At 57.1% G+C, this 19,418-nt stretch carries 20 protein-coding genes; 9 read left to right on the top strand and 11 right to left on the bottom strand.

The genetic code is table 11. From position 1 onward, the window contains the following. Positions 1–70 precede the first annotated feature (70 nt). From QYE77_RS10700 to QYE77_RS10715, 4 genes are all read right to left on the bottom strand, one after another. The gene (locus QYE77_RS10700; protein ID WP_315625394.1) at positions 71–1,369 is read right to left on the bottom strand and encodes an NAD(P)/FAD-dependent oxidoreductase; all 1,299 of its coding nucleotides are present in this window, start codon (positions 1,367–1,369) and stop codon (positions 71–73) included. A gap of 26 nt (positions 1,370–1,395) precedes the next feature. Next, positions 1,396–2,430, bottom strand: a complete 1,035-nt coding sequence (locus QYE77_RS10705; RefSeq protein WP_315625395.1) for a lysylphosphatidylglycerol synthase transmembrane domain-containing protein — start codon at positions 2,428–2,430, stop codon at positions 1,396–1,398. A 52-nt stretch (positions 2,431–2,482) separates the two neighbouring features. Next, the gene (locus QYE77_RS10710; RefSeq protein ID WP_315625396.1) at positions 2,483–2,623 is read right to left on the bottom strand and encodes a hypothetical protein; all 141 of its coding nucleotides are present in this window, start codon (positions 2,621–2,623) and stop codon (positions 2,483–2,485) included. Positions 2,624–2,748: 125 nt separating this feature from the next. Continuing rightward, on the bottom strand, positions 2,749–3,030 hold the full coding sequence (locus QYE77_RS10715) for an FmdB family zinc ribbon protein (protein ID WP_315625397.1): 282 nt from the start codon (positions 3,028–3,030) through the stop codon (positions 2,749–2,751). A 188-nt stretch (positions 3,031–3,218) separates the two neighbouring features. Here QYE77_RS10715 and QYE77_RS10720 point away from each other — a divergent pair, with 188 nt between their 5' ends. After that, positions 3,219–3,749: a hypothetical protein gene (locus tag QYE77_RS10720; RefSeq protein WP_315625398.1), complete on the top strand. Its 531-nt coding sequence runs from the start codon at positions 3,219–3,221 to the stop codon at positions 3,747–3,749. 140 nt (positions 3,750–3,889) lie between these two features. Beyond that, on the top strand, positions 3,890–4,264 hold the full coding sequence (locus QYE77_RS10725) for a nuclear transport factor 2 family protein (protein WP_315625399.1): 375 nt from the start codon (positions 3,890–3,892) through the stop codon (positions 4,262–4,264). Here the strand turns inward: QYE77_RS10725 and QYE77_RS10730 are convergent. Continuing rightward, positions 4,261–5,352: a GGDEF domain-containing protein gene (locus tag QYE77_RS10730; RefSeq protein WP_315625401.1), complete on the bottom strand. Its 1,092-nt coding sequence runs from the start codon at positions 5,350–5,352 to the stop codon at positions 4,261–4,263. The genes QYE77_RS10725 and QYE77_RS10730 overlap by 4 nt on opposite strands. Positions 5,353–5,541: 189 nt before the next feature. Between QYE77_RS10730 and QYE77_RS10735 the strand changes: the two genes are divergently transcribed. Next, positions 5,542–6,186 (top strand): response regulator, encoded by a 645-nt coding sequence (locus QYE77_RS10735; protein ID WP_315625402.1) that lies wholly within the window; start codon positions 5,542–5,544, stop codon positions 6,184–6,186. Between the two features lie 23 nt (positions 6,187–6,209). Then, positions 6,210–7,070 (top strand): inositol monophosphatase family protein, encoded by an 861-nt coding sequence (locus QYE77_RS10740; protein ID WP_315625403.1) that lies wholly within the window; start codon positions 6,210–6,212, stop codon positions 7,068–7,070. Here QYE77_RS10740 and QYE77_RS10745 read toward each other — a convergent pair. Then, positions 7,015–7,611 (bottom strand): nitroreductase family deazaflavin-dependent oxidoreductase, encoded by a 597-nt coding sequence (locus QYE77_RS10745; protein WP_315625404.1) that lies wholly within the window; start codon positions 7,609–7,611, stop codon positions 7,015–7,017. The genes QYE77_RS10740 and QYE77_RS10745 overlap by 56 nt on opposite strands. Before the next feature lie 188 nt (positions 7,612–7,799). On the opposite strand from QYE77_RS10745, the gene coaE reads away from it, so the two are divergent. Genes coaE through der form a run of 4 tightly spaced genes read left to right on the top strand, consistent with a single transcriptional unit; the run spans position 7,800 to position 12,508 of the window. Further along, on the top strand, positions 7,800–8,939 hold the full coding sequence (coaE, locus tag QYE77_RS10750) for a dephospho-CoA kinase (RefSeq protein WP_315625405.1): 1,140 nt from the start codon (positions 7,800–7,802) through the stop codon (positions 8,937–8,939). 38 nt (positions 8,940–8,977) lie between these two features. Continuing rightward, complete coding sequence (gene cdaA / locus QYE77_RS10755; RefSeq protein WP_315625406.1) at positions 8,978–9,865, top strand: diadenylate cyclase CdaA; 888 nt, start codon at positions 8,978–8,980, stop codon at positions 9,863–9,865. Between the two features lie 3 nt (positions 9,866–9,868). Beyond that, positions 9,869–11,131 carry a CdaR family protein gene (locus QYE77_RS10760; RefSeq protein WP_315625407.1) on the top strand — a complete coding sequence of 421 codons (1,263 nt, stop codon included), beginning with the start codon at positions 9,869–9,871 and terminating at the stop codon, positions 11,129–11,131. A gap of 15 nt (positions 11,132–11,146) precedes the next feature. Then, on the top strand, positions 11,147–12,508 hold the full coding sequence (gene der / locus QYE77_RS10765; RefSeq protein WP_315625408.1) for a ribosome biogenesis GTPase Der: 1,362 nt from the start codon (positions 11,147–11,149) through the stop codon (positions 12,506–12,508). On the opposite strand, the gene QYE77_RS10770 is transcribed toward der, so the two are convergent. Then, a complete protein-coding gene (locus QYE77_RS10770; protein WP_315625409.1) occupies positions 12,505–13,629 on the bottom strand; it encodes a VIT1/CCC1 family protein in 1,125 nt (374 codons plus the stop codon). The genes der and QYE77_RS10770 overlap by 4 nt on opposite strands. A gap of 261 nt (positions 13,630–13,890) precedes the next feature. Here QYE77_RS10770 and QYE77_RS10775 point away from each other — a divergent pair, with 261 nt between their 5' ends. Next, the gene (locus tag QYE77_RS10775) at positions 13,891–15,075 is read left to right on the top strand and encodes a L,D-transpeptidase (RefSeq protein ID WP_315625410.1); all 1,185 of its coding nucleotides are present in this window, start codon (positions 13,891–13,893) and stop codon (positions 15,073–15,075) included. Between the two features lie 8 nt (positions 15,076–15,083). On the opposite strand, the gene QYE77_RS10780 is transcribed toward QYE77_RS10775, so the two are convergent. The 4 genes from QYE77_RS10780 to QYE77_RS10795 form a co-directional block, all read right to left on the bottom strand. Further along, positions 15,084–16,436, bottom strand: coding sequence for a citrate (Si)-synthase (locus QYE77_RS10780; RefSeq protein WP_315625411.1), 1,353 nt, complete (start codon positions 16,434–16,436; stop codon positions 15,084–15,086). 54 nt (positions 16,437–16,490) lie between these two features. After that, complete coding sequence (locus QYE77_RS10785; protein WP_315625412.1) at positions 16,491–17,312, bottom strand: IclR family transcriptional regulator; 822 nt, start codon at positions 17,310–17,312, stop codon at positions 16,491–16,493. A 121-nt stretch (positions 17,313–17,433) separates the two neighbouring features. Next, positions 17,434–18,327 carry an amino acid ABC transporter permease gene (locus QYE77_RS10790; protein WP_315625413.1) on the bottom strand — a complete coding sequence of 298 codons (894 nt, stop codon included), beginning with the start codon at positions 18,325–18,327 and terminating at the stop codon, positions 17,434–17,436. 48 nt (positions 18,328–18,375) lie between these two features. After that, a complete protein-coding gene (locus QYE77_RS10795; RefSeq protein ID WP_315625414.1) occupies positions 18,376–19,272 on the bottom strand; it encodes a substrate-binding periplasmic protein in 897 nt (298 codons plus the stop codon). Between the last annotated feature and the right edge of the window lie 146 nt (positions 19,273–19,418).

Raw genomic sequence — 19,418 nt, forward strand, 5'->3', positions numbered from 1 at the left:
GGGTTCAACTCAAAAGCGGGTTAACCCTCAGCGAGGGGAAACCCGCTTTGTGTTTTCGCCAGGGGGTAGGTCAGGCAGATAAATCGCTCAGCATCAACCGAGCAGCCTGACGCGCAATTTGGACCGCATAATTCGTGCCCCGATCCCAGGGGTAAACCTGGCTCATGCTGGCAAAATACAAGCCGCGCAAAGGGGTGCGGATGGCGGGGATATTGCGGCTGTGGTTGATCAGTGGGATGGGTTGGGCATAAGGGGTGCGGAACAACCAGGCTTCGCGCACCCAATCCGGTGAGAAACGGGGGTTGAAGCGGGTGAGCGCCGGCAGGAAGCGCGCCAGCAGATCCTCCTGGCTCAGGTGAAAGTACTCATGATCCGGGTCAAGGTAATCGCCACAATAGACGATGTGATCGCCGCCGAAGTGCTCTGGGGAAACAAAATTGGTGTGTTCCACCAATGCCAAGAAGGGGAACCCCGCGCTTTTAGGTAGGTTAAACCAGTAGTAACCCTCTTCCGAGAGGCGGTGCCGCAGCGCCAATACGAGAGCGACTGCCCCCATGCTCTTCAGGCGCAATAATCCGTCTAAGTAATTGCCCGGTAAGTCGGGTGCCAGGCGGGCTAAGAGGGCGGGGCTGGTGGTGACCAGGCAGGCAGCAAAGTCTTCCTGTACACCTCCGGGCAAGGTTAACCTTATCCCTCCGTCGGCATGAGGGCGAATTTGCTCGACTGGGGTGCTCAGACGAAGGGTCACCCCACGTTGTTGCAGATACGCGGCAAAAGCATCGGCAAAGGCCTGGAAGCCACCTTCAAACGTGCCCAGGCGGGTGGTGCGGGCTTTGAGACGCGCCCAAAACCAGGCCATGTTAACCTCGGTATAATGCGGGCCGAACTTACCGACTAAAAGCGGTTCATAAAGAATGCCGTAGAGCCGCGCGCCATAATACTTGCGCAGCCAGGCGTCGGCGGTGTACTTTTCCAGCGGCTGCCATGGGGCCAGGTAGCGCAGGTAAGCGGTGACGAGGCCAAAGCGGGCTTTATCCAGCCAGGTGAACCCGGGAAAGAGCAGCGCCGCAAGCGGGGAATCCAGAGGGTAGAAACGCTCGTTATAAAAGACCACGGTTTTCGGGCGTGGGAAGATGACCTTGTCCTGCCAGCCTAATTCACGGATCAAGCCCAGCATGTCGCGGTCGCTTTGAAACCAGTGGTGATAGAAACGCTCCACCGACCAGGACCAATGGGGGGCTTTGAATCCCGCCGAAAGCCCACCGACGTAGTCAGCCGCTTCAAAGATGGTGACGTCATGTCCTGCCTTACGCAAATCGTAAGCGGCGGCTAGCCCACCAAAGCCTGCTCCGATGATCGCAATTTTCATGAGTTCTCCCTCGTTTTATGTGATGATCACAAGGTGGTTGGCGCCTCGCGGCGCATTTGTTCCACCTCCTTGCCCCAACGCAGGGGTTGACGCAGGTAATAATAAAAACCGAGCGCTGTAATCGGAAGCCACAGGGCCGCATGCAACACCAAAGTATAACCCGCGGCAACCTCTCCCGGCACGCCATAAGCGATCAGCAGTGCAATGCCGGGAGCATCAAACGTGCCTACGTACCCCGGGGCAGAAGGCAGGGTTGTGGCCAGATTGACGATGCCGTTCATGAGCATCAAGGCAAAGAACGAGACCTCAAAGGAAAAAGCGTGCATGACAAACCAATATTTGCCGGTTTCCAGCAACCAGATAATCACGGTAGTAATGAAGATCATCAACGCTTCCAATGGAGAGCGCAGGGCTTCTAAGCCACTGAGAAATCGCAGCGCCAGATCTAGCACCCGTTCGCGCAGGCGGGCGGGGAGCAGGTGCTGTACCAGCCAGGTGAGCAGGCGTTCTGCGGGGCGTGGGAACATCGCCGCTAACAAAAAGGCGAGCAGTGCCCCGACGAAAATCGCCGTGCCCCAGAGTGCAACATCGCGAATGCTCAGGTTACCCACCACGCCCGAGCCGTGGGTTAGGCGCGCCAGTTCACCCAGGTTGAGGAACACAAACGCCAGCATAACTACACCGTCATAGATGCGTTCCACAATGATGGTGGCCAGCGAGGCTGAGATGGGGACCCCTTCGCGTTGTTTGAGCACCGCGGCCCGCAAGACTTCACCGGCGCGGGCAGGATAAATGTTATTCCCCATGTAGCCGATGGCTACGATGGGGAACATGACGCGGGTGGGGATGGGCTTGAGCGGGCGCAAAAGATAGTGCCAGCGCCAAGCGCGCACCCACACCCCTAAGAAATATACTGCCACGCCCGGCAATATCCACACGTATTGGGCGTCTTTCATCGCCTCCCACACCAGGGGCAGGTGCAGGTTGCGCAGGGCTAAGGTTAAGAAAACCAGGCTGATGATAAGCCCGAGCCAGAATTGCCAGCGTTTGAGGAATGACATGATGAAAGCGCCCCTGGACTGAAATGGAAGGCGGCTTCTTGGCGCGCCTGTTTTAGAATTGCACCACGGCGGTAATGATCATTGCCAGGATGATCATCACGGCCAGGGCGGCAAAGATGTACTGCTGGATACGCTGTCGGCGTTGTTCAGCTTCTTTCCGGGTGAGTTTACCCGAGCGCGATTTCGATGCCATGAGTCTTATCCTCCAACCGCAGATGATTTTACCCTAAAATCAGGCCCCGCGTCAGGGAATGAAAAACCCGGGTTAGCCCGGGTTTGATGGAAACACTTGAAGCAAAAACCTGGAACGAAAGCCGATTAATCGGAGTTGGTGGTATTGCTGGTTTTGCTCCCTTCGGTTGTGCTTTCGGTGCTCTTGCTCTCGCTGTGATGTGAGGACGAGCGGCTCGCCCCGGAGGGTGAACGGTGATCGGTAGCGTAGAAGCCCGAGCCCTTGAAGATGATGCCCACTGGTGCATAGACCTTATGCAGGGATTTCTTCCCGCACTCGGGGCACCACGCCAGGGGCGGATCTGAAAAACGTTGATTGCGTTCGAATTGGACGCCGCAGTTATCGCACCGATAGGTATAGACCGGCATACGCTCACCTCCTTAAAGAAAGCACACCCAAAAACCCTAAGACAAGCCTAAATTGTAAGACGTTTATGCCAGATTGACAAGGTTTTTAACATTGCAATTGGTTTACAGTGGAAACAAAAATGTCTGTTGATCCGTCTATGGGCATATGGACAATGGTACTCTATTATTTTTTTGTTGGCGGGTAGACAATGTCTCGATTGTTGCTTGGATTATCCTTGATCGGTGTATCGGTGTTGGTCAACAGTTGTATCCCTGTAATGCCAACCCTTCAACCTACGGTATCACCGACGATGATTGAACTCCCTTCAATAAAAGTTACTCCACACACCCTTTTAACAATACTTACCGCAGTAACCGCGGTGTGGCAAGTAGCACCTTCGGTGAGCGTGGTCTATGACACGGCACGCTGGAAGTTTGATGAAGCACACAATTACCTGATATGGCAGGGGTCGCCGGAGTGCATTTTGGCTCAAAACATTGGTCGTGGTGTGCCCGAGGATTGGCGGATTGCGGAGACTACGGTGAGGCTGGGCGAACGCCAAGTGCTAAGCCGGACATTCACCGATGCGGCAGGACAGGTGCAGTTCCTGGTATATCACCTGAAAGGGCTCGAATATCTCGAAAGTGAAAGTGTTTTGCTCCTCGTGCCCTCGGCGGAATGGGAAGCCTGTGCGGCAGAGGCTGAGAGTCTGCTGGCACAGTTGCGTGGTACACCGTGAAGAGGGCAATGTTTTATAAAGGCTTTCGCTAGGAGTTCAAGGGTGGTTCTATAATATTGCTGCATTCCAGTGTCCATCTCCGCGAAGTTTTATTACTCTTGAGTGGATTGTCTCTGGATCAATTTGCGGGAGGATCTTCCATGCGAATGGACAAAATAGAGGCGGCGACACGGTTGGTGTTGGCTTTCAATGAGGCGTTCAATCGCCATGACGTGAATGCCATGATGGCGTTGATGAGCGAGGATGTGGTGTTTGAAAACACCCATCCCGCTCCCGATGGTACGACGTATCGCGGAAAAGAGGCGGTTACCCGCTTCTGGGAAGACTTCTTTCGCCAGTCACCGCAGGCTCACATGGAAATAGAAGAAATTTTTGGTATGGGATTTCGCTGTGTGATGCGCTGGCGCTACACGTGGGTGGATGCAGAGGGCAAGTCGGGACACGTGCGTGGCGTGGATATCTACCGCATCAAGGAGGGACGCATCTGCGAAAAACTCTCTTACGTCAAAGGCTAAGGGGCTTCCCACTCCACTCGATTGCGCCCATTGTTTTTGGCGCGGTAGAGCGCCAGGTCAGCGCGTTTGATCACGCTTACAAAGGTATCGTGCTCGCGGCTCAGGGTAACCCCAAAGGATGCTGTTACGGGAATATTCTGATCAAAGCCATATGTTTCGATCGCTTCACACAGCCGCTGGGCTAAATGTAGGGCGCTTTGAGCCTCCTCTTCGGTTGCCAAGATCAGAAATTCCTCACCCCCCCAACGTCCGAGGACGTCCTCAGCCCGAATCTGACGCTGCAGACATTCCCCCACCTCGCGCAGGATAATATCACCAATTTCATGGCCGAACGTGTCATTGATCAACTTGAAGCGATCCACATCGGCTAGGATAATGGTAAAGGGCCGTCGGCGTGCTAGATAGTCCTCCAACCTTTGGGTTAACCCACGCCGGTTGGGCAGATGAGTCAGGCTGTCGGTGTGGGCTATCTGGTGCATCTGATTAGCCGCGGCTAGGGTACGGCTAAAGTCATCCTTGGTGCGGGCAAGGACAAACAACAGGAATGAAATGGCTACCAGGCGTACCTCAAGGCGGATGAATTCCACGCCCAGGGTGGCCGGGCCATGCCAGAAGCGCCAGGCCCCCGAAAGGGTGGTGAGGAGCAATAGCGCGATACTAAATCCTAGGGCAGCACGACGATCGAGCGCAATATGGCTAATAATGAGCAAGATGGCAATAACCCAGTAGACCGCTTCCACTTCGTTCCAAACGTGGGCCGGATCAGGCACAAGGAACCACAGATAGATCAGTTTGCCCAGGAACAACAGACTTACCGCTGTGAGAACAGAGCGCTCGATCCAGGCCAAGGGGATACGCTTCCAAAGCAGAGCAGCACTCCAAAAAATGCCGGCCAGGATCAAGAAGGGATAGGCGAGGGCAATAAAAGGATTATCCGCGCGATGTTGTAGCCAGACGGCCAAAATGGAGGGCAGACCGGCCAAGCTGGCGATCAGGTAGAAATTACGCCGTCGCGATTCCCAGTGCTGGGTGATCTCGAGCGGGGTTTCAGAGGAAGGGTGGGGTAGGAAGGGGGGATCGAAAGGCACAACAGGCTTTGCACTTTGGTCTTTGGGATATTGACGATGCTATTATCACATAAGCGGGTGGGATTGCACAAGTCCGTGTGTAGTATTTATACCGAAATTCTCCGATCATTGCGATGCATTGCAAAACTGTAAGGTTTGTGCGAAAGGAAGTTCTTGCCGTAAGGGCTAAAGGCGGCTAAAATCAGAGACATGAACATCCCCTACGGTCCGATTCTGATCGTTGAAGATAACCCCAACGTGCGGGAACTGCTCGAAGTCACCCTGCACTTCAAGGGCTATCCGGTCGTGACGGTATCCAACGGTCAGGAGGCATTGGATTTTTTGACTCGCGAGCATCCGGCGTTGATTGTGACCGATATCCTGATGCCTAAAATGGATGGGTTTGCGCTGGTACATGCGCTGCGCAAAGATCCACGCACGACCCACATTCCGGTGATCTTTATCTCAGCCACGTACGTTACCCCTGAGGACAAGGCGTTTGCCATGAGCCTGGGGGCGGTGCGGTTCATCGAAAAACCCATTGATACCGAGGATTTCTTGCTCACCGTTGCCGAGGTGCTAACCCAGGATTTGGCCGCCGCGCCACCGCCTCTGGATGATCTGGACTTCTACCGCGGCTACCGCGAGCGTCTGGAATACAAATTGCGCCACAAACAGACTCAAATTGCGCGCATTGAACGCCTGCTGCAAACCTTGCCGGAAGAACAACGTGCCGCCTTTGAACTCTTGAAAGCGCGCACGCTGGAAGATCGTGAGGAAATCCAACGCGAATTGGAACAACTTCATCGCATTTTGGATGAACAGGCGCGCTTCTCCGGCGCCAGTTCATCTTAATCCCGAAAAATTAGAGGTGGCTCATGTCAAGGCTTCCGAACGTGGAAGAAGTCATCGCCTGGGCGCGCGAAGCCGGGCATCTCTTGATGCAGGGGCTAGGACGGGCTCACGATATTCGCTACAAGGGCCTGACTGATCCAGTGACCGAGATGGATCGGGCTTCTGAGGCGTTGTTGATTCAGCGCATTCGCGCGGCTTTTCCCGAACATACCATCATCACTGAAGAGAGCGGCACCCTTGGGAAGGGAGATGACACCTGCTGGTATATTGACCCACTGGATGGGACGGTCAATTACGCCCATGGGTTGCCGATTTTCGCCGTCTCGGTGGCATTTGTACACGAGGGGGTTCCTCAGGTGGGGGTGGTGTATGACCCCAGCCGTGATGAATGCTTTTATGCTATGCGCGGAGCGGGGGCATTCTTAAACGGCCGTCCTATTCATCCTTCGGAGACCACAGAACTCATTCGCAGTCTGCTGGTTACTGGCTTTCCCTACGATATGAGCGGGCGTGAGCCGGATAACCTGGATCTCTATGCCCATTTTGCCCGCCGCAGTCAGGGCGTTCGCCGCTTGGGTTCAGCGGCATTGGATTTATGTTATGTGGCGGCGGGCCGGCTGGACGGGTACTGGGAGATGGGCGTTGCCCCTTGGGATATCGCTGCTGCCATGGTGATTGCGGAAGAGGCGGGAGTCGTCGTGACTCGCCTGACGGGCGAGCCGAATCCATTGGTTCTGCCTTGCAACCTGCTGGCGGCTAACCCGGGGCTTTATCCGCACCTGTTGGCTGAGGTTCGGACGGTCTTAGGAACGGACACAATGTCCGCAATCAGCGCTTCGGGCGACGACGGCCGCGGCGCCCGCGCAGCCAAACCCACAGCGTGATCAGCGGCCAAACCCAGGCCAGATCGCCCGGGCCATTTGCCCCGGTGCGGGGAGCGACCCGGCGCAGGCGGATGACGCGGTAGGAAGCCGTGCGCTGGCGTAAAAGATTTTCTTCCAGGCGCGGACTAACCCCAAAGAGAGATGCCGCCGGGCCACTGGATGCCAGGACGGCTTTGAGCGCCTCCCAACGGAGTTCGGGTTCCAGAATCTCCTCGGCCAGGCCAACCCACCAGCCATCCGGTAGCCACAGTTCTACCTGTGGGTTGGCTATAAGGTTGCGGTACCAATCGCAGGTCGGGCCAAAGCCGGCGACGCAGTAGATTTCGCCATTACGCAGGGCGTAGTTGAGCGGGGTGTAATAGCGTTTTCCACTTCGACGACCGCTATGGACCAGGACGAGGATGCGCCCGCTCAACGTTGGCCAGAAATTGAACCACGGCCCTAGCCCCAGTCGCCACAACAGAACCATAAACCGATTGAAAGAGCGAAATAAGCGCGCGAGGGGGTGGGTGGGGGTGGGCTTGTGAGATTGATCGGACATAATCGCCTCCATAATTATTGTATCCATCTTCATGGTTTTCCCTTAACAGTTTTGTCATTAATCTTTGACATTCTGCCCAGGCAAGGCTAAAATCAGGCATGAAGGTGGTCGGAAAAGGGGGGCCGTGGTCTCGGGCTGTCCGACTTAGGCAGAACGACCGCGTTGGTTCTGGGAGGCTAGAGTAGGCCGTGAGTCAATGGCCGGGTAAGTACGTCATTGGGTTGACCGGTAATATTGCAACCGGGAAGAGCGTCGTACGGCGGATGCTAGAGCACTTGGGTGCCTATGGGATTGATGCCGATGCACTGGCACATCGTGCGATAGCCCGCGGGGCACCGGGCTACCAACCGGTGGTGGATCTTTTTGGCCGTTATATCCTGGGGCCAGATGGCGAAATTGATCGCCGTCGCTTGGGAAAGATTGTCTTCAATGATCCGGTCGCGTTGGCCGATCTGGAGCGCATTGTTCATCCGCTGGTGGCGCAGGCGATTGATTTTCTGGTGCGTCGTGCCAGCCAACCCGTCGCGGTGATTGAAGCGATCAAGTTAGTCGAGGCGAATCTGCATCGGGCTTGTGACAGTTTGTGGGTGGTCTATGCGCCACCTGAGGTGCAATTGGCCCGCCTCATGCGTACTCGCGGACTGACAGAAGCCGAGGCGCGTCAGCGGATGGCGGCACAGCCTCCCCAAGAGCAGAAAATGGCCCTGGCCGATGTGATCATCCGCAACGCCGGTACCTTTGAAGAGACTTGGAAGCAGGTGGTGGTGGCATGGCAGCGCCTGGTGCCGGTGGCTGAGGCCACGGCACCGGCAGCGGATGTGATGAGCAGTGAACGGCTGGCACTGACGGTGGTGCGGGGACGGCCGCGGGACGCAGCTCAGATTGCGGCATTGATCAATCGGTTGCGTCCAAAAGCACCCCTGCTCACCGCAGAGGATATTATGGCTGCCTTTGGTGAAAAGGCGTTTTTACTGTTACGCAATAATACCACCTTGCAGGGCGTGATCGGATGGCAGGTGGAGAACCTGGTGGCGCGCACCACTGATATCTTGCTTGAGCCGACCCTGCCCCTAAAATCAGCGCTTACCTTACTGATCCAAGAGATGGAGCGCGCCTCGAAGGATTTGCAGTGCGAGGCATCACTGGTATTTGTAGCGCCGGAACTGGCGCGACAGGAACTCATTTGGCGTGAATTAGGGTATAAGATCACCACGCCGGAGCAGTTGGAGGCGCTGGCCTGGCAGGAAGCGGCCCGCGAATCAATGCCGCCGGGGACGGTGTTGCTGTTTAAGAAGTTACGTCAGGAACGCATTTTACGTCCAATTTAGCGTCTCAAAGAGACCGATGAGCAAGGAAAAAGGTTGCCGTGCCGGATATCTTAGGTGAATTGCTTTTTATCTTCCAGCGCTTTAACTGGTTGAGCGCGCTGGATCTGTTCCTGGTGACCATGGTGTTTTTCGGGATCCTGATGCTGTTGCGCGATACTCAGGCGTTGGTATTGCTGCGAGGGATCCTCTTGCTCATTGTGTCGCTCAGTCTGGTAACCAGCCTCATAGATTTACCGGCATTTTCCTGGCTGATCCGCACTGCCCTGCCCACCCTCGTGCTGGCGATCCCGGTGATTTTTGCGCCGGAGATTCGGCGTGGGTTGGAGCGATTGGGGCGTGCCGGTAGCGCGCAGGGCTGGCTGTGGCGGGCACCGAGCACGACCGAAGCCGTTCAGCGCACCATCCGTGCGGTGGTGAGCGCCTGTGCGCGGCTCTCGGCGCGGCAACATGGGGCGTTGATTGTCTTTCAGCGTGGGGATAGCCTGGAAGAATATGCTCGCACGGGTGTCACCCTCAATGCGGAGGTGACCGCCGAGTTGCTGTTACAGATTTTTTACCCCAATACCCCGTTACACGATGGCGCGGTGATCATCGCCAACCAGCGCATTGTGGCGGCAGCGTGTGTGATGCCTCTTTCATCCAGCGGCATTCTCAACCATTCGCCGGAACGGCAGATGGGCTTGCGCCATCGCGCGGCTTTGGGGACATCTGAAGCGACCGATGCGGTGGCGGTAGTGGTCTCCGAGGAAACCGGGGCGATTTCGGTCGCCCATGGGGGGCGGATCATCCGTCGTCTGGATGCAGAACGACTGGAAAACATCCTGATGGCCTTCTACCAGCCGCCAATCCAGACCTCGCGCAGTTTGCTGGATTTAATCCGTGCGGCGCGACAGCCCACCCCCACGCGGCCCAAAAAGGAGGATTGAGGGATGATTTGGGGTTGGTTACGGCGTGCCTGGCGAATGGTTCCGGCGTTTATAACCGCCTTTCTGCTGGCGCTGGCGGTGTGGGTCTCGGCAGTGACGGCCAATGATCCCAACGAGGAGGCGGTATACCCCCGTCCTATTCCGATTACGGTGGTGGGCAAAGATCCGAATCTGATTCTCAGTCCCGAGGACTTAAACAGTGTGACTCTGACTTTGCGGGCGCCGCGCTCACTGTGGAACTCTCTGATCAATGAACCCGATGCCGTGCGCGCGGTGGTGGATTTAACCGGGCTGGCGCCGGGCACTTATGCCGTACCGGTGCAGATTCAAATCGGCCTGCGCCCGGTACGCGTGGTTTCGTACACCCCGAAGACGGTCACCGTTAACTTAGAACGGTTGGAGAACCGTGAGATGCCGGTCAAACTGGTGGTGAACGGTACGCCGGCTGCCGGTTATAGCGCCGATCCACCGCAGTTGAACCGCACGACGGTGATCGTGAGCGGCCCGCAATCGCAGGTTCAAAAGGTGGCTGAGGTCGAAGCCGTGTTGGATATCAGCGGTGCCAGCGAGAGCCTGACGCGCACCCTGGCCTTGCAAGCCTTGGATGCCAATGGCAACCTGGTTAGCGGTTTGACCTTAGTACCGGATCGAGTAACGGTCTCGGTTTCTATTCGTCAACGCTTCGGTTACCGCAATGTCGTGGTCAAGGTGGTGCTGCAAGGGCAGGTGGCCAGCGGTTATCGCTTGACCAACATTGCCGTCTTCCCCCCCGTGATTACCGTATTCTCAGAAGATCCCCAAAGTGTGACCGACCTGCCCGGCTATATTGAGACTGTCCCGGTGGATATTACGAACGCCAAAGATGACTTAGACGTGCTGGTGCCGCTCAACTTGCCGCCCGGGATTTCGGTGGTCGGTGATCAGACTCAGGTGCTCGTGCGGGTGGGGGTGGCGGCCATCGAGAGTAGCGTGACCCTGCCCAATTTACGGGTCGAGGTCAGCGGTCTGGCGCCGGGTTATGCGGCCACGGTCTCTCCGGAGGCGCTGACGGTGATCCTCAGTGGCCCGGTGGCACTACTGGATCGGTTACAACCGGGCGACGTTCGCGTGGTCGTCAATGTGCAAGACCTACCGCCGGGGACACACCAAGTGACACCTGTGGTGGAGATTTTATTGAGCGATCTTCGGGTAGAATCCATCCAGCCGGAGACGGTGGAAGTGGTGATCACACGTTCCACCGCCGCTACCTCGACCCGCAGACCCTGATGCAAGGAAGGTCGTATGTCTAAACCCCTGGTTGCGTTGGTTGGTCGCCCCAATGTGGGCAAGAGCACCTTGTTCAACCGCCTGGTGGGTGAACCCTTGGCGATTGTGGATGGCACCCCCGGCACCACGCGCGATCGTCTGATCGCCGAAGCCGAGTGGACCGGTCATCCCTTCCTGGTTGTGGATACGGGCGGGATTGATCCACGGGTGGGGGGAGAGCGCCCGCTTTCTGTAGGTTCGGCGGAATATATTGATCAAATCCGGGCACAGGCTGAAATGGCCATTGAGGACGCAGACGTGGTGTTGTTCCTGGTGGATGCCAATGACGGCGTAACCCCGGCGGACCAAGAGGTGGCTAATCTGATTCGCCGCAAACAGCGGATGGTGGGGGGGCAGCCTCAGCCGCCGGTGCTGTTGGTGGTGAATAAAGCCGATAACGAGAGTTTGCGTCAGCAGGCGGCGCAATTCTATGAATTGGGGTTGGGTGAACCGTATCCGGTCTCGGCACTGCACGGCCTGGGGATTGGCGATTTGTTGGATGAGGTGGTGGCGCGCTTTCCGGCAGCAGTGGAAGCCGAGGAGGAGGAAGCGGTCAAGATTGCTATCGTTGGGCGGCCTAACGTGGGTAAATCCAGCCTGCTCAACCGCCTGGTGGGTGAGGAGCGGGCGATCGTCAGCCCAATTGCTGGCACAACCCGCGATGCAATTGATACGCCTATCGAGTATCAGGGGATTCCCATTGTATTGATTGATACTGCCGGCATTCGCCGCCGTGGACGGATTGAACCAGGGGTGGAGAAGTATAGCGTTCTGCGCACGCTACGCGCAATTGAACGCTGTGACGTGGCTTTACTGATGATTGATGCCACCGCCGGGGTCACCGCACAAGATGCCCACATCGCTGGCTACATTCTGGACGCCAACAAGAGCGTGGTGGTGCTGGTCAATAAGTGGGACGCGGTGACCAAAGACTCCCAGACGATGCAGGAGTACACCCAGCGCATTCGCCAGGAATTGAACTTCATGGATTACGTGCCCATCCTGTTTATCTCGGCCAAGACCGGTCAGCGGGTGGATCAGGTGCTCCCGCTGGCGCTCAAAGTACAGGAAGAACGCCTGGCACACTTACCCACGGCGCATCTCAACCGCATTTTACAGGCGGCGCAAGACGCGCATACGCCGACCTCACGCACGGGTAAAAGCCTGCGCATTTACTACGGCACGCAGGTGCGCACTGATCCGCCGACCTTTTTGATCTACGTTAATGATCCTAAACTGGCACACTTTACCTACTTGCGCTACCTTGAAAACTGCATCCGGCGCGAATATCCTTTTACCGGCACGCCGATTCGCCTGGTGCTGAAGCCGCGCCGCTAACCGGCAATACCCACCCCGATCAACCGGCCGATGCCAAAGGTGACCGCGGCGGCCAGCAGACCGAAGATGACCATGCGCAGGCCGGAGTAGAGTACGCTGCGCCCGGTGAAGAGGGTGATCACAGCGCCCAGGCCGAAGAGGGCCAGGATGCTGAAAAGGATGCTGGCGATAACGGCGCTGAAGCCACTGAAAAAGGCAAAGGGCAACACCGGGAAAATCGCCCCGAGGGCGAAGAGGATGAACGATGTTAATGCGGCTTCCCAGGCCGAGCCACCCAGTTCTTCGGGGTCCACGCCGAGTTCTTCGCGGGCCAGCGTATCCAGCGCGTTTTGCGGATCGGCCAGGATTTGCGCCGCCAGGGCCTTGGCTTGCGCGGGTTCAAGCCCACGCGCCTCGTAGATGAGAGCCAGTTCTTCCGCTTCTTCTTCTGGCGCTTGTTCAATTTCTTCGGCTTCAATCCTGATCTGGTGGCCGTAGAGTTCGCGTGCGCTTTGCACTGAGAGCCACTCGCCCAGAGCCATGGAGATGGCGCCGGCGAGTAGCCCGGCCAGCCCGGTGATGAGCACGGTACGGTTATCCAGCGCGGCGCCAGCCACCCCCATCACCAGGCTGAGGTTGGAGACCAGGCCATCGTTGGCACCAAGGACAGCAGCGCGCAGGGCGTTGCCGCCGGTGGCGCGGTGGCGGCCCTCTAGTTGCGCCAGTGCACTGCCCGAAAGCCCGCCGCGGGCAAGGCGGGCAAGTTGCCCCAGGACGAGGGCGTGCCCCTGTTCCTGGCGGCTCATTGCTGCTGGGGCACCCTGCTGGGCGTAACCACTGGCACCGCCGCGTTCCATAGCTTGCAGTGAGGGTAGGACGAGTGAGGGGCCAAAGCGCCGTGCTAGCCAGAGCAAGATACGCGTGCGCAAAGGCGGGTGAAATTCGGGCACCTGACCCCCGGCGGCGCGGATGCGCTCTGCCCAGGTATCGGCGTGGCGCAGTTCGGTCTCGGCCATGCGGCGGAAAATCTCGCGCAAGCGTTCATCGTTCTCGCGCTCGGCCAGGGTTTGGTAGATCAGGGCGCTGTTGCGCTCATCGAGGTAATTTTCGATCAAGGTGGGGAGGGGAAGGGAGGAAGGCATGGGGGAACCTGCTGGATTATGGGTAGGATGTCTGAAATTTTGGCTCAGTTCAAGTGACTATGTAAATTATAGCAGTGTAACCTTTTTTACTCGCATGGTCTCTGGGAACAAAATCTCATCTGTGGCTTTTTGAGTGAGAAAGGGGTATCTTGATTATCGGCTGGTGGTCTTTAATAAAATTGTGGCTACCGGTCTTGTCTTGACCCCCTGTCTTCCACACAGGTATAATCCACCCATGCCGGTCGAAAAAGGTGTCTGAGGATGCGAAAAGCCTGGGTTTTGGTTGTGGGAATTGGAGCGGGGCTGTTGCTGGCACTGGGGGTGAGTCGTGCTGTCCAAGCCCAAACGGATGCCCCGCCTTGGCGCGAGTCATACAGCGGGCTGCCGCTGTGCTTGCCCGGGGTTTACCTTAGCGATCCTGGCGATTGCCTGCCGCTGGGGCCTTCACAGCGCTTGACGGCCTGGGCGCGTCTGGGGCTGACCTTACCCCCGCGTCCGTTGCCCGCTTCCACACCCGATCCAGCGCTGAACGATAGCCCGGTGCTGATTGCACGCATTAACCTGCCGGCAGAAGAGCCGGCCCCGCTGTATGCCTCGCTGGATGATGCCGTGGCCGGGCAGAATCCGGTGCGGTTTATTGATCCCGGGCCGCTGCGTTACGTCTCTTTTGTGGAGGTGCAACGCGTAAACGGCAAGCCCTATGTGCGTCTGCGCTCCGGGGAATGGCTGCGCGCTTCGCCGATTGCCTATTCCACCTTCCAGGGGTTGATCTTTCATGCCACCCCGAACCATGACTTTGGTTGGATTGTAGATCTGGCCGGTCCGGCCGAGGTGCGCTCGGCCCCGGGATATGATGCCCCCAAAACTGGCCTAGTGCTCAGGCGCTATCAGGTTGTGCCGATCTACACTGTACAGCGAGTGGGCAATATGGATTGGTACCTGATCGGGCCGGATCAATGGATTGAACGTACCTTTATTCGTCAAGTGCGCGTCAACCCGACCCCACCTCCCGGTGTGGAGGGCGACCGCTGGATCGAGGTCAACCTGTATGATCAAACGCTGGCGGTCTATAATCGGGGACAACTGATTTTTGCCACCCTGATTGCCAGTGGAGGTGAGCCTTTTTACACCCGCCCCGGTCTGTTCCAAATTTACAAGAAGAAACCGACTGAGACGATGAGCGGCGCTTTCGCCGCCGACCGTTCGGATTATTACTACCTGGAAGACGTGCCCTGGACGATGTACTTTGACCAGGCGCGGGCACTGCATGGGGCTTACTGGCGCGCCTGGTTCGGCTTTCCCCAGACGCACGGTTGTGTCAATATGTCCCTCGGCGATGCCCACTGGCTCTTTGAATGGGCACGTGAGGGCGATTGGGTCTATGTCTGGGATCCCTCCGGTCAGACGCCGACCGATCCCTCGCTCTACACACCAGGTGGAGCCTAGTCTTTGGTTTAAGCGACCGGTGCCGACGCCAGCGGTGCGGGCGCGGTTTCGTCAGCCTGTGCAATCATGGCCTCCAGCATCTGACTGGTGATGGACTTGGGGCGCTCGAGGGGCTTATATAGCCCACGTGACCATACCGTTTGGGCCGTCACGCCCAACATACGGCTGATGCCGAAGAGCACGGTGTAGAAATCCAATTGGCGCAAGCCAAAGTGATAGAGCAGGGCGCCGCTAATCGCATCCACGTTTGGCCAGGGGTTCTTGACCTTGCCCAGCGAGGAAAGGACGCGCGGAACAACAGCATAAACGCGCTTAACCAGGCGATAAAGTTGGTCCTGCGGGAAGTAGGTTTCGGCCAGGTTGGCCAACGCGGTGAAGCGCGGATCCACGGTGCGCAGGACAGCGTGACCGTAGCCCGGAATGGTCATGCCCTTGTCCAGTTGTTCGCGCACGTAGTCTTCCAGTTGCTCTTCGCTGGGCAACCCGCCAAAGTGATGCAACACCTTCAACAGCCAGCGGGTGCATTCCTGGTTGGCCAGCCCGTGCAGCGGGCCGGCCAGGCCGTTGATCCCGGCGGAGGCGGTAAAGTAGATATCCGCCAGCGAGGATGAGACCACGTTGGCTGAGTAGGCGGTGACGTTGCCACCTTCGTGATCGGAATGGAGCACAAAGTAGAGGCGCATCAGTTCTACGAAGATGGGATCGTCGCTGCGTTCGATCATGTAGGCGAAGTTAGCGCTCCAGTCCAAATCAGGGTGGGGGGGGATGTAAGCCCCGTGGCGGTATTTACGGTTGTATATGTAAGCCGCCAGGACGGGGAGTTTGGCAGTGAGGTTTAGGCTATCCTCGAGGTAATAGCCCCAGAAGGCCGGCTTGGAGATGCCTTCCTCGTAGCGTTTGGCGAAGATGGATTCGGTTTGCAGCGCCAGGATGGCCTGTGAAAGCAAGGTCATAGGGTGGGTTTCGCGGGGCATGGCATCAATCACCCGAAAGACGTGCTCTGGCACGGTCATGCGTTCCTTCCAGGTGGCTTCGACCTCCCAGGCCTCGGCCTCATCGGGCACCTCGCCGGTCATCAGCAGGTAATACAACCCACCGGCGAGGGGAAAGGCTGAATCGGGGGCTTTAGGCAGGACGCGCAGTAGTTCGGGGATGGTGAAATCGCGGATGCGGATGCCCTGGTGTGGATCCACATACGAGGTATCGGTAATCAGCAAGGTGACGCCGCGGATCCCGTTGAAGATTTGGTCCAACGTGACCTCACTGACTTTAAACTGGCCGTAATGTTTTTTGAGATACTCAATGCGCTGGCGTTGTTCGTTAAGATGATAGGCCAGGCGTTCTTTCATGCGATGGCTCATGCGTTACTCCTCCGGGTAAAAGGATAGGGGGATAGCAAGGACAGGGCAGAAAAGTTAGCGTTCGAGAGTACGTGCATACGTTTCCTCGGCAGTTAGGGAGGTCATGGTAGTCAGAGGACGCCAACCCATCTCCAATGAAATCTCACGGGCGACGGCCAGCAGTTGAGGCAAAAAAGTGGCAATTTTCTCATCGGTCAGGCGTTGGGCTGGGCCGGAAATAGTAATGGCAGCATGGATGGTATGGTTACGGTCAAAGATAGGCACCGAAACCCCGTTGGCTTCGGCAATCCATTCCCCGTGGCTGATGGCATAACCCTGAGCGCGGATCGTTTCCAGTTCGCGTAAAAGAACACCGCGGTCGGTAATGGTATAGGGGGTAAGAGGTTGCAAATCCATCTGTTCTAGCAGGGCTTCTTGCTCGGCGCGGGGCAAGAAAGCCAGCAGCACCTTCCCGGCGGACCCGGCGTAGAGGGGTAGGCGTTGCCCCAGAGGTGCTACCAGGCGCAGGCTGTGGGGGCTTTCCAGGCGTTCGACGCAAATGCGCGCATCCCCATCCAGGATGTAGAGGCTGATGGTTTCCATCGTTTCGCGGTGTAGGGCTTGCAAGTGAGGAAGAGCAAGTGTGCGCACATCTAAGTTGGCCAGATAGGCATCGGCCCAAGAAAGAACGCGCGGTCCAATGCCATAGAGGGAGGTGGTGGGGTCCTGCACCAGTAGCCCCATCTCACGCATCGCTTGCATTAGCCGGCCGGTCGTGCTGACGGAGAGGTTGATCTTACGCGCGACCTGTCGCACGCCCATTTGGCGCGATTCGGCGTTAAAGCAATCCAGGATACAGGCGATGCGTTCCAAGAGTTGCACTTTTTCCGGTAACACGGATCACCCTCCTCGTCATTGGGCGTCCCGAAGAGAGGGACACTGTCCCATTGACTTAAACACATTATAGAGAGACCCCAAGTAAAAGTCAACCAAAATCATCCTATTTGTGCAAAAACGCTCAAACGCGGTGCAGACGCTTTTCAATTCCCTTGACGATGAACGAGAGCACCATGGTCATGGTGAGGTACATGACCGCCAGGGTGGTATAGGCTTCTTGGTACTGGAAGGAACGGGCGGCGTAGAGGCGTGTTACCTGGGTAATATCGCGCACGGCCAGCACCGAAACCAGGGAGGAATCTTTAAGCATGGAGATAAAATCGTTACCCAGTGCCGGCAGGATGTTACGAATGGCCTGGGGAAGGATGACGAAGCGCATCGCCTGTCCGTAGGTCATCCCCAATGAACGCGCAGCTTCCATTTGCCCTTTGGGAATGGATTGAATGCCGGCGCGAAAGACCTCGGCTAAGAAGGCACCGTAGGTGATAGAAAGGGCGACAATGGCACGCACGCCCATCGAAACGGCGTTGTTTTCCAACCCACTTAACGAGCTGCCCAGGCTGGTTATCCCCAGACCGATCAACCAATGTCCCAACTGATTCAGCCCGCTGACCACTCCTGGCATGCCGACCAGCGCAATGTAGAAAATCAATACCAGCATGGGGATGCCGCGCACAATTTCAATATAGAGCGTGGCGGCGTTCTTGAGTAACACGTTGTTGGAAAGGCGCCCCAGACCGGTAATTAGACCCAAGACTACGGCAATGGCAAATGCGAAGAGGGTGGTGGTCAGGGTAATGCTTAGCCCTACTTTTATAAAGTCAAATGCCTGGCGGTAGGTCGGGCGGTTGTAGATCGTCAGGGCTGTGTAAACGGCGATGAACGCGATGGCAATCAACCACCAGGGGATGGCTTTGAGACGGGCACCCACGCGCAGGCGGGGCCACGATACGCCGAAGATGGCTTCAAACCATTTGAGGGAGAGGCGATTAAGCATGGTAACCTCCGTCACCATTAGGGCCTGCCGCCTGCGGGCCTAGCAGGCGGCAGGGTAAGGGCATCATCAGGGTTGTTTGAAATCGGGGCCAAAGTATTTGAGGTTGTACTCCTCGAGTTTGCCACTGGCTTTGAGCGCGGCAATGGCTTTGTTCACCGGTTCGACCAGATCGCTGCCTTTAGGGAAAGCAAACCCCAGTTCATCGCTGGAGATGGGCGGACCGATCAGTTCGAGTTGGTCGGCATTTTCGCCCACATAGCCTAATCCAATCACCTCGTCCATGATCACCGCGTCCACATCCCCTGAAAGCAGAGCCTGGACGGCAAAGGGGAACTGTTCAAAACCCTTGATGCGGGTTTCGGGCAGGTATTTGGCGGCGGTCTCGTAATTGGTGGTCGCAATTTGGGTGCCCAGGATCAAACTGTCATTGGCAACGAAAGATTCCAGGCTATCGAAACGATTTTCGCCTTTGCGTACCAATAAACGCTGCTGGATTTGCAGATAACCGTCAGAGAAATCCACTACCTGCTTGCGATCCTCGGTGATGGTGATGCCGTCGGCAGCGACGTCATACTGTCCCAACGAGACGGCTTGAATCAGGCCATCCCAGGCGGCCTCAACAAAGACCGGGGTACAGTGGAGCAAGGTACAAATCTCCCGCCAGACGTCGTAATCCCAACCGCCAGGTTGGCCGGTGTCGGTGGCAATGTAGTTGAAGGGGGGATAGGCATTTTCAACCGCGATGGTGATCTTGCGGCAGTTCAGATCCACCAGAGCCGTTTCAGCACTACCCAGACAGCCCTCGGGTTGAGCCGCGGCAGTGGTTGCGGTAGGCTCAGGCTGTGCCGGGGCAGAGGTAGGGGATGGGGCTGGGGTTGGGGAAGGTGTGGCGGCGGGAGCGCAGGCAGCCAATAAAAGGGCGGCCAAGGCCAGGACCATAATACTAACGCGCAACGTTTTCATGTTCTGTCTCCTCCAGACAATTCATAAATATAAAAGCCCTTCCTTTGGCTACGGAAGGGCTTGCTGCGCTACGTTTGAACTCATTGGTTATGGCTTCAGCCAAACGGCACCTGCCCTTCCGTGGGAAGGGGGTTGTGGCTTTGGTT

Origin of the sequence: Thermanaerothrix solaris (assembly GCF_032334255.1) — a bacterium.
Lineage (GTDB): Bacteria > Chloroflexota > Anaerolineae > Anaerolineales > Anaerolineaceae > Thermanaerothrix > Thermanaerothrix solaris.